The organism is Methyloceanibacter sp. (assembly GCF_035650995.1).
In the GTDB taxonomy this organism is placed as follows: domain Bacteria; phylum Pseudomonadota; class Alphaproteobacteria; order Rhizobiales; family Methyloligellaceae; genus Methyloceanibacter.
Genome location: NZ_DASRGO010000133.1, coordinates 1 through 9,437, shown reverse-complemented (window position 1 = coordinate 9,437; position 9,437 = coordinate 1). Strand labels below are relative to the sequence as shown.

Here is a 9,437-nt window from a genome sequence, read left to right as displayed (position 1 = left end):
CGGTTCCGGGCTGCGGCACGTGCTATTAGAAACTCTTCAAGGTCGTCTATTGCCTTCAGCGACCATTTGCCTTTGCTCTTCTGCTGTACGACAAAGCGTAAGTAAGGCGTCCCTTTTCGCGAGCCCAGAATGATGTTGTAGTGCTCTGCTAGCTTGTGGGGTGTGAAACATTCATCACGAAATGGCTGCTTTGAGGCCTTTCCCACGTAAAAGGGCTTCTCGCCCTTTGCTGCCTTCATGGAAAACACGTAGCAGCCTCGCTTCTCGGGAACGTGATCGCACGCTTTCCAGAAACTCTCAATTGCGGAGGTGTCCACCACTCGGCAGCCTAGCTTGAGAACCTTGACCGGTACCTTAAATTTCTTTGTGACCACGAATTCCGCCAATGCTGCTTCTCCGCCTGACTATTGTTGAGCCCGAGAGTTCCAAAGAAAGCACAATTCCTTAGCTCAATTTCTAGTGCAATTTCCGGAAGCGGTCCCAAATTGGGCAAGAGTACAGAAGTGCTTTTAAGAGTTCCCGACCAACTGATGCGTCAGGTCTTGGGATAGAGCCGCGTGACATGGCCCATCTTGCGGCCTGCCCGCGCCTCCGCCTTGCCGTAGAGGTGCAGGCAGGTCGAAGGCTCGGCGGCAAGACTCAGCCACTTCTCCACGTCGGCGCCGATCAGATTGGTCATCACCGCGTCGCTATGGCGGGCGGTCTCGCCCAGCGGCCAACCGGCGATGGCGCGGATATGATTCTCGAACTGGCTCGTGGCGCAGGCATCGAGCGACCAATGGCCCGAGTTGTGGACGCGGGGCGCGATCTCGTTGACGACGAGCCCCGGCCGCGCGCTGTCGGCGCGCTGGAACATCTCGACGGCGAGCACGCCCACATGGCCTAGCGCGTCGGCGATGGTCTTGGCGATGAAGGTGGCTTCGGCGAGGAGGGCGAGCGAGTTCGGCGCGGGCACGCGGCTGATGGCGAGAATGCCGTTCTGGTGCACGTTCTCGGTCAGGTCGTAAGCCTTGAAGGCGCCGTCGCGGCCGCGCACGGCAATAATCGAGATCTCGCGCTCGAACAGGACGAGGCCTTCGAGCACGGCCGGCACCTCGCCAATTCCGCGCCACGCCGCCTCGGCCTCGGCCTTGTCGCGGATCATGACCTGGCCCTTGCCGTCGTAGCCGAGGCGCCGCGTCTTGAGGAGGGCAGGGGGTTTGATGCGGGCGAGCGCCGCCTTGAGCTGATCGAGACGGTCGATGGCAAGGTGAGGGGCGACCTCGATGCCGAGCGCGCCGATGAAGTCTTTCTCGGCGAGGCGGTCTTGCGCCACGGCGAAGGACTGGGGACCCGGGAACACGGGCATCACGCGCGCGCAGGCCTCGAGCGTCGCGGCGGGCACGTTCTCGAACTCGCAGGTCACGACGTCGACCGCGCCAGCGAACCGCTCAAGCGCGTCCTGATCGGCGTAACTTCCGACCGTGCTCGCAGCGGCGACGTCGAAGGCGGGCGCGCCCGCCTCGTCGGAATAAATGTGCGACCTGAGGCCAAGCCGGCTTGCCGCGACCGCGAGCATCCGGCCGAGCTGGCCACCGCCGAGTATGCCGATGGTCGAGCCGGGAGGAAGCGGGGACTCAGGCATCGTCCTCCACGGCCTCGGGGATGCCCGCCGTTTGCGCCGCGCGGAAGGCGGCGATGCGCCGGGCAAGCTTCTTGTCGGAGAGCGCGAGAATCTGGGCCGCGAGCAGTCCGGCATTGGTCGCTCCCGCCTCGCCGATAGCCAGCGTGCCGACCGGCACCCCGGCCGGCATCTGATTGATCGACAAGAGACTGTCGAGGCCTCTTAAGGCGCGGCTCTCGATCGGGACGCCGAGCACGGGAAGCTCTGTCATCGAGGCGGTCATGCCGGGCAGGTGGGCCGCACCGCCGGCGCCCGCAATGATCACTTTCAGGCCGCGCTTGATCGCGCCGTTGGCATAAGTGTAGAGGCGCTTAGGGGTACGGTGGGCCGAGACGACGCGGGTCTCATATGGCACCTTGAGCGCGTCGAGGATGGCGGCGGCTGCTTTCAGCGTCGGCCAGTCCGAGCGGCTGCCCATGATGATGCCGACGACCGGCTTGGCGAGGCTCATCTTGGGCTCATGGGAGATTCGGGCTGCTCGCGGAAAGCGCGGGATTATAGGGGTGCGGCCCTCCTTGGCAAGGCGAGTCTCGGGGGTTTTTCGGGGCCACGATGAGTACACCCGACGCGGCGGGGGAGATGGAGACATGGCGGAGACGATCGATCGGACCAGCCGGGCGGAGCGGCTGATGAGGGCGTATCTCCTTCTCGTCGCCATCCTCCTCGTGCCGATCGCGCTCTCCTACGGCGTTGCGCCCAAGACCGTGCTTCCCAAGCTTCTCGACATCGCCGTAGAGGGGCCCGATCAGAGCCAGATCTTCCGGGCCCTCATGTGCCTCTATCTTGCGGCGTCGGCCTTTTGGGCGGTCGCCGCTTTCAAGCCGGCCTGGCAGGAGGCGGCGACGGTCTGGGCCACGCTTTTCTGCGCTTCGCTTGCCGCCGGCAGGGTGCTCAGCCTTGCCCTCGATGGTCCGGCAAGCCTTCTCCTCGATGGCTATCTCGGGCTTGAGATTTTCGGCGCCCTTCTCGGCCTCGCGGTCTTGGTCTACGCGCGGCGGATCACTAAGCGATGATGTCGGGGAGGAGCTGATCCTCGATGCGGGCGATCTCGTCCTTGAGGTAGAGCTTCTTTTTCTTCAGCCGCTTGAGCTGAAGCGCGTCCGCCCTGCCCGATTGTTCGAGGGCGTTGATCGCGCTGTCGAGGTCGCGGTGCTCCTGTTTAAGCCGCGCCAGGGTCGCCCGGAGCTCGCGAACCTCCTCGCTCTCCATGGGTCGTCCCCCTGCTCCTTGTTGCCTTCGGGACGGCCGGGAGTATCGCGGCGATCAGGTAGCCGCGCAAGGCCTTGGGGCCGTTTGCCAGCCTCGAATCTCCCGCCATTGATCCGGCTCAAGGAGCGACAGCAGATCGCAGGCCAGGGTTAGACAAGTGCGCTCCGATTTGACATGATGGTGGGCCGAAGACCAACAGCTATGGAGGTCCGATATGGCGCTTGACGCACACCTCGCCGAGTTGTCTGAGAAGCACCGCGCGCTCGACCGCAAAATCGAAGAAGAACTGGCGAGACCAACGGCGGACGACCTCAAAATCGCGGAATGGAAGCGTCAAAAACTGCGTCTCAAGGATGAAATGGAGCGGCTGAAGCACCAGAAGAGTCACTGAGCTCGGACTCTCGCCTGCCGGTCGCGGGCGGACATTACGTTTTGGAAGGCCGTGGGGCGCCGATCGGTCGCGCCGAGCGGCCTTTTGTTTTGTAGGGACACTAAAGCGGTCCCCAACGCGCGAGGGAGGAGAGAGATGCGAGACCGAATCGCGTTCGGACGTTTGTGGGAGGCTGGAGCGCTCATCATGCTCGGTCTCGGCGTTGCCGCGCTGCCGGCGGCGGCGGCGGAGAAGGACCTCACGGACAAGGGCAGGATGCTGGTCGAGAAGAACTGCGCGCGTTGCCACGCCATCGGCAAGGAGGGCGCAAGCGCCCATCCCGAGGCGCCGCCCTTCCGCACGCTGTCGAGCCGGTACCCGATCGACGACCTCGCCGAATCGCTTGCCGAAGGCATCGTGTCGGGCCATCCCGACATGCCGATCTTCGTGTTCGGCCCGACCGATGTCGAGGCGATCATCACCTACCTGAAATCGATCCAGGACCAGCCCGCTCCGAAGCCGTCCGAGTGATATTCCCCTCTCCCCCGTGGGAGAGGGCTTCCCGCCGCGATCTTGCGGGGTCAAATTCACCCCGAAAGTCAAAACTCAGGCGTCGGCGGCGCCCTCGGGCCACATCAGCCAATCGCGGGCCGCCTCCTTCTCGCCGGGAGCGAAGTGCTCGACCTCGCAAGTGATGAAGGGGGCAACCAGGCTCGACCAGAGGTGATGCACGTCCGGATTGGTGACGATGGCGAGCCGGCTGAAATCGTGGAGGTGCCGCAAGCTGAACTTCACGTCGTGCCAGAACGCCGCGGCATCCATCCCCTCAAAATCCTCGATCACTTCGAGCACCCGGATCTTGCCGTGGCGGGCGATGAAGGACTCGAGCTTGTTGGCGATGGCGTCGAACTCCTCGGTTGAGACGCGGCCGCGCAAGACGATCTCGACCGCCTGCGCATTGTCGTATTCCTTATAGGACAGCATGGCAGGCGCGCCGCGATTTTGCCAACGAGGGTGGCGCCATCCTAGTCCAGGAAGGGAAGGCACGCCTAGCCGCGAGCGTGCGATTCCCCTGGACAAGCGCCCCGACCTCCGCTGCTTTTTATCGTCTGGCGAGATGATCGCCGTCAGGGGGGAGGGAGAGGTGGACGCGACAGAGGCCCAAGAGGGCATCGAGGACGAGGTCAAAGATGCGCGCACGCGCCGGCTCGCGCTGCTCATCGCGGTGCTTGCGGCGCTGCTCGCGCTCGTGTCGATGCAGGACGACAACACCGCACAAGACGCGATCAGGAGCAATATCGAGGCATCGGATCTGTGGACTTTCTTCCAGTCCAAGACGATGCGTCAGTTCGTGATCGAGCGCGACAGCGAGATGCTCAAGGTCGAGCGCGACGGCGCGAGCCCCGAGAAGCAGGCGGCGATCGACGATTTGCTCAAGGCGTGGGCAGCGAAGAGCGCAAAATACGAGTCGGAGCCCGAGAGCGGTGAAGGCCGCAAGGAATTGATAGCGCGGGCCAAGGCCGCCGAGGCCGATCGCGACGAGGCTCTCGCCGCCAACAACCATTTCGGCTACGCCTCGGCCGCGCTCCAGCTTGCCATCGTGCTCGCTTCGGCCTCGATCATCCTCGGCATCGGCTGGCTTGCCTATTTGGCGGGCGGATTCGGCGTGGTCGGGGTGGTTTTCGCCGGGCTAGGCGCTTTCGCGCCGACCCTGTTGCCGCTCTAGGTTTCGCGCCCATATTGTAGGGGAGGCCGATTCGCGGCGGATCGGCCGAAGCCACGCTATTGCCGCCTTTTCGCGGCTTCATGGCGCGGCTCCACGGGGAGTGCAAGACCATCAAGAAGTTTCTCATCACGCTTACGGCAATCGCGGCGATCCTCTGCGGCGCGGTCTATGTTGTGCTCAATCCCCCGCGCCCCGTGATCAAGCAGGTCGAGCGCAAGGAGCCGAAACATCTGCTCCCCTACGAGCAGCAGCTGGCGGCCCGTAAGGATGGAGACGCGACCAAGCCGCAAGCCGATTCGGCTCCGGCGGCGCAGGGGGCCGAACCCGCCGGTCCGGCGGAGGCCGCCAAGGCGGCGCAAGACGCAGCTCCGTCGCAGCAGGGGAAGCAGGCCGCCGCCGAGCAGGGCGCGCCCGCGCCGAAGGCCGGGGCTGAGCAGCAGACTGGTCAGACCGGCGAGGCTTTGCCACCCTCGGATGCCGCTCCGGACCTTGGGGCTGCCCCACACAGCGGCGGCAATCCTTCCGAACAGGGAGCGCTTCCGCCCGACGAAGGCGCAGGCGCCGCTCAGGAGGGGCAAGGCCCCTACGATGTGACGGCCGTTCCGCCCGGTGCTGCACCGCCGCCGCCCTACGGCGGGGCGCCCTCCAATCCACGTCCGCCTTACGCGAGCTCGCCGCGTGACGGCCTCTATTCGGGCCCTCCGCAGGAGGATTCTTATGGCGCACCCGTTCCGTCTCCTTATGGGGCTCCGCCCGAGGGCGCTAACGGCAATGGCGAGGGCCCTTATGGGCCGGATGGAAACGGCGCGCCTTACGGACAGGGCGGTCCCTATGGCCAGGATCAGGCCGCTGCGCCACAAGCCGGGCCTGGGTCAGGCGGCCCCGGCGATCAAGGGGCGCCGCAACCAGGCGCGCCTCAGGAGGAATGGGTCGTGGTGCTCGTCTCGGGCGCTGGCATGCGCGCGACCGCAGCCGACGACGCTCCAGTGCTGTTCGCTTTCCCCTATGGCCGCAATCTGAGGGTCGTCTCCCACTATGAAAACTGGGTCGAGGTGAGCGATCCCAAGACCGCGGCGACCGGCTGGATGAAGGACGACGAAGTGTCGGCGATCCCGCCGCCGGGTGCCGCCCCGCCGCCGACCGAGGCCTACGATCAGGGGGCGCCCGGGGAGCAGGGCGGATGGTTCCGCCGCCGCCGCGGAGGGCTTGCCGACATCATCAGCCGCGCGCTTGGCGGCGGCTTCTAACCCGTCCCCGCCTGCAATATTCACGCGCGCGTCTTGAGGAACGCGCCGGCCAAGCCTATGTTGATCGCCGAGGGCTAGACGGCGGGCCAATCAGGCGAGATCGGCATGAGCCGCCTATTGCCGCTGCTGTGGCTCCTCAGCGCCGCCGTGTTTGGCGCGGCTGCCCTCCTCATAACCCAGCCTCCCATCGACGGGCTGCCGGTATCGGCGGCAGTGGCGCACGAGACGGTCGTCGCCAAGCGGATGCCAAGTCTTGCCGCCGAACCCGCCAATCCGCAGCTTCCGGTGGTCCCGCAGGCCGCAACGGCCGATTCCGGTGGCGCGGAGCCTCAGCCGATAGAGAAGCCGCGCAATGAGTGGGCAGCGATCATCGGCTACACGGCTGTCATCCGCGCCGAGCCGTCAGGTTCGGCGCCCGTGGTCACCGCCTATCCCATCGGTCATGCGCTCCGGGTTATCGAGCGGAGAGGCGACTTCGCCCGCGTTCAGGATTTGAGCAGCGGGCAGCTCGGCTGGGTGTCGGCTGCCTCGATCGGCGCCTTTGTCCCCGGCTACCGCGAGCGCGAGACGCCGCTGATGCCGCTTCTAGTCGCGCAGACGAACACCGCGCCGCTCAAGGCCGTGCCGCCCAAGATCGTCGAACCGATCGCTTCGCATGACGCCGTTGCGGCAACCGCGCGGCCAAAGGCTGAGACGGTCGCGGTCGCCCAGTCCTTGAACCATCCGCCGATCGTGCGCGCGAGCCTCAAACCGCAGCGCGTGGCTCAAAACCAGGCCGACGGCGGGGTGGCCGCACTCGTCGAGCGCGCCTTCAGCGGCTATTGAGACGGAAGCCAGGCGTTTGCCGAAATCGACGATCGGTTTCAGGCGGCAGGGGGCCGGATCGCAGCGCGGGACACCGTTTGTTCTTCGGGTTCGTGTGCCTCAAGCGAATTGACGCTTGGAAGGCGAGACGCCCCGTTCCCGCCCAGCTTGCGCCCCGCCACGCGCAGCTCGCGTTCGACGGCCGAGCGGGCGGCTTGGCTTTGGGTATAGAGCTCCCTGGTCTCTTCGCTTTCCCCCACCACCGGGGTCAGAGCTTCGTCCATGTACAACTTGGCCGAGGCATCTGCTTCGATCCTCCGCCTCGCTCTCTTCAGCTCGCGCCAACGCTTGGCGAGTACGGCCGCCTTGCGGGCGATGCCGGCGGCGTAGCGCGCGTAGAAGGCGAGCGGCGATTCGATCGGGAGCCCGGCTCGCCGGTCCAGGCGATGCTTGATGCGGAAGATGCCCCACTGCAAGGGGTGCACGTCCTCCACCTCGACCGCGCTGGAAAAGATAAACAGCAGCGGCATGAGCGAGCGGAGGCGGATGCCGCAGGCATAGGCTCGGCGCAGCACCGTCTCCAGGTGATCCGGGGAGTAGAAGATGCTCCAAGCCGTGCGGTACATCTCCTGCCACTCGTCAGGGCTCATCTTGGCGTGCGCCGTCACGACGTGCTCGGCGTCGTATTTGTTCATGTCGGGGTCCATCCAGACGCCCTTCTCGGCGAGCACTTTGTGATCCTCCGATCCCGGCAGCGGGGTGAGGACGAAGAACTCGAGCATATCAAGCGGCAGCTCGCGCTTGATGATCTCGAGGTCGTGGCGGATCGATTCCGGTGTGTCGTTGGGGAAGCCGAGGATGTAACCGGCGAAAGTCATGATGCCGACGCGCTTCCACTCGAGCAGCATCGCGCGGTACTCGGTGATCTTGTTCTGCCGCTTCTTCGCCGCGATCAAGTTGGCGGGATTGATGTTTTCCAAGCCGATGAACACCCGCGTCACGCCCGCGCGCTTCGACTTCTCGATGAAGTTGGGGATGCGGTGGCAGAGCGTGTCGACCTGAATCATGAAGCGAATGTCCATGCCGTCTCGTTCGCGCAACTCGATGATGCGGTCGTAGATCGCCTCCCAGTCCTTGTTGCGGGCGAAATTGTCGTCGGTGATGAAAAAGCGATTGACGCCCTGCCGCCAATTCATGCGCAGGATGCGTTCGACGCTGTCGGGAGAGCGGTTGCGCGACTTGCGCCCCTGCACGTTGATGATGGTGCAGAAGGAGCATTGGAACGGACATCCGCGGCCGGCATCGAAGCTCGTGACGTTGCCGATAGTGCGTTGCACGAACGCGTAAGGGAGAACCGGCGGGGAGGGCACCTCGCCGAGATCCGGCAAATGCTTCATGTGATTGTAGAGCGGCCTCAATGTACCGCGGGCGGCGTCAAGGACGACGCTATCGAAGTGTTCCTCGGCCTCGCCGGCAAAGACGGAGATGCCGAGGCTTTGCGCTTCCCTGATGTCGGGCGGCATCTCCGGGAGCATGGCAAGGCAGCCCGAGACGTGGAAGCCTCCGATCAAGACCTGGATGCCGGCCGCGCGCAGCGCGCGCCCGATGTCGAGCGCGCGGGGAAATTCGTTCGACTGCACGCCGACGATCCCGACGAGACCGAGACCTCCGTTCCGTTCGATGATCTTCGCGATCTTGCCCGGACGAACCCGGGTATTGGTCTCATCCATCGCGATAACATCGATGGGTAGATCGGGTCCAAGGAGGCCTCGCCGAGCGGCGCCGCGGGCGAGGCTGTAGAGGACGGCGAGCGAGTTCGATGGCATCGTGGAGCGGAACCATTGCACCACGTAGCCATCGGCGTCGTAATGCGACGGCTTGATCAAGATCAATTGGAAGCGCTTTGGCCGCGCGCGCCGAGTGGCGATCATCCCTCTGGTCCGAAAAGGAGGCGATCATCGCGCACCGAAAGTCGGCCGCGCAGTGTTCACCTCCAAGGACGCTCGCCGGACTGTCCCGCGTCCGCCCCCCCAAATCGACCGAATGGCTCGATGCGACCCTTGCGCCCGGCCATGGCCTCACCTTGAGTGAACCACATTCGCCACGGGCGGTCCAATCAATAGGGAGGCCGGTTGCAGGGTCTTGAAGCCTAGCACGAAGGCGGGTTCCCTCCCGCGGTCCGCACCTGGTCGAACTCGGCGATGTCCTTGGCCAGGAAATAATTCAGCATGGTGCGGATCGAGGCGATCACCGCGAGCTTGGCGATATCGTCCCAAGTCGGCGCCACGGCAGTGCGCACGAGATCGGCGGCGAGCGCGAATTCGAGGGCAAGCAGGATCCATGTCGCGAACCTGATCCAGATCTCCCGGCCCATCATCTCATCGGCGGTGCGGCGCAGAATCGACCCCGCCACGGCGA

13 protein-coding genes are annotated in these 9,437 nt (G+C 65.0%); 6 read left to right on the top strand and 7 right to left on the bottom strand.

Annotated features, from left to right (window positions below):
• The 3 genes from VFB18_RS10115 to purE form a co-directional block, all read right to left on the bottom strand.
• A partial coding sequence (locus VFB18_RS10115) for a hypothetical protein (protein WP_324974448.1) occupies positions 1–386 on the bottom strand: 386 nt, incomplete at its 3' end.
• A gap of 149 nt (positions 387–535) precedes the next feature.
• Positions 536–1,624: a 5-(carboxyamino)imidazole ribonucleotide synthase gene (locus tag VFB18_RS10110; RefSeq protein ID WP_324974445.1), complete on the bottom strand. Its 1,089-nt coding sequence runs from the start codon at positions 1,622–1,624 to the stop codon at positions 536–538.
• Entirely contained in the window at positions 1,617–2,114 is a 498-nt protein-coding gene (gene purE, locus VFB18_RS10105) for a 5-(carboxyamino)imidazole ribonucleotide mutase (RefSeq protein WP_324974442.1), read from the bottom strand. The genes VFB18_RS10110 and purE overlap by 8 nt, the downstream gene beginning before the upstream one ends.
• Before the next feature lie 136 nt (positions 2,115–2,250).
• Between purE and VFB18_RS10100 the strand changes: the two genes are divergently transcribed.
• Positions 2,251–2,676, top strand: a complete 426-nt coding sequence (locus VFB18_RS10100; RefSeq protein WP_324974440.1) for a DUF4345 domain-containing protein — start codon at positions 2,251–2,253, stop codon at positions 2,674–2,676.
• Here the strand turns inward: VFB18_RS10100 and VFB18_RS10095 are convergent.
• A complete protein-coding gene (locus VFB18_RS10095; RefSeq protein ID WP_324974437.1) occupies positions 2,666–2,872 on the bottom strand; it encodes a YdcH family protein in 207 nt (68 codons plus the stop codon). The two genes, VFB18_RS10100 and VFB18_RS10095, sit on opposite strands and share 11 nt — an antisense overlap.
• A 214-nt stretch (positions 2,873–3,086) precedes the next feature.
• On the opposite strand from VFB18_RS10095, the gene VFB18_RS10090 reads away from it, so the two are divergent.
• Together VFB18_RS10090 and VFB18_RS10085 are read left to right on the top strand one after the other, a co-directional pair.
• Positions 3,087–3,263 carry a YdcH family protein gene (locus VFB18_RS10090; RefSeq protein ID WP_324974434.1) on the top strand — a complete coding sequence of 59 codons (177 nt, stop codon included), beginning with the start codon at positions 3,087–3,089 and terminating at the stop codon, positions 3,261–3,263.
• Between the two features lie 135 nt (positions 3,264–3,398).
• Positions 3,399–3,773 carry a cytochrome c gene (locus VFB18_RS10085; protein WP_324974431.1) on the top strand — a complete coding sequence of 125 codons (375 nt, stop codon included), beginning with the start codon at positions 3,399–3,401 and terminating at the stop codon, positions 3,771–3,773.
• Between the two features lie 75 nt (positions 3,774–3,848).
• Here VFB18_RS10085 and VFB18_RS10080 read toward each other — a convergent pair whose 3' ends face one another.
• Complete coding sequence (locus VFB18_RS10080) at positions 3,849–4,226, bottom strand: STAS/SEC14 domain-containing protein (RefSeq protein ID WP_324974428.1); 378 nt, start codon at positions 4,224–4,226, stop codon at positions 3,849–3,851.
• A 160-nt stretch (positions 4,227–4,386) separates the two neighbouring features.
• On the opposite strand from VFB18_RS10080, the gene VFB18_RS10075 reads away from it, so the two are divergent.
• The 3 genes from VFB18_RS10075 to VFB18_RS10065 all read left to right on the top strand — a co-directional run bounded on the left by VFB18_RS10075 (position 4,387) and on the right by VFB18_RS10065 (position 7,040).
• A complete protein-coding gene (locus VFB18_RS10075; RefSeq protein ID WP_324974425.1) occupies positions 4,387–4,968 on the top strand; it encodes a DUF4337 domain-containing protein in 582 nt (193 codons plus the stop codon).
• 80 nt (positions 4,969–5,048) lie between these two features.
• A complete protein-coding gene (locus VFB18_RS10070; protein ID WP_324974422.1) occupies positions 5,049–6,215 on the top strand; it encodes a hypothetical protein in 1,167 nt (388 codons plus the stop codon).
• A 105-nt stretch (positions 6,216–6,320) separates the two neighbouring features.
• A complete protein-coding gene (locus tag VFB18_RS10065; RefSeq protein WP_324974420.1) occupies positions 6,321–7,040 on the top strand; it encodes an SH3 domain-containing protein in 720 nt (239 codons plus the stop codon).
• A gap of 38 nt (positions 7,041–7,078) precedes the next feature.
• On the opposite strand, the gene VFB18_RS10060 is transcribed toward VFB18_RS10065, so the two are convergent.
• Together VFB18_RS10060 and VFB18_RS10055 are read right to left on the bottom strand one after the other, a co-directional pair.
• A complete protein-coding gene (locus VFB18_RS10060) occupies positions 7,079–8,950 on the bottom strand; it encodes a radical SAM protein (RefSeq protein WP_324974418.1) in 1,872 nt (623 codons plus the stop codon).
• Between the two features lie 218 nt (positions 8,951–9,168).
• Positions 9,169–9,437: DUF1622 domain-containing protein (locus tag VFB18_RS10055; RefSeq protein WP_324974415.1), on the bottom strand; the 269-nt coding region annotated here is incomplete at its 5' end.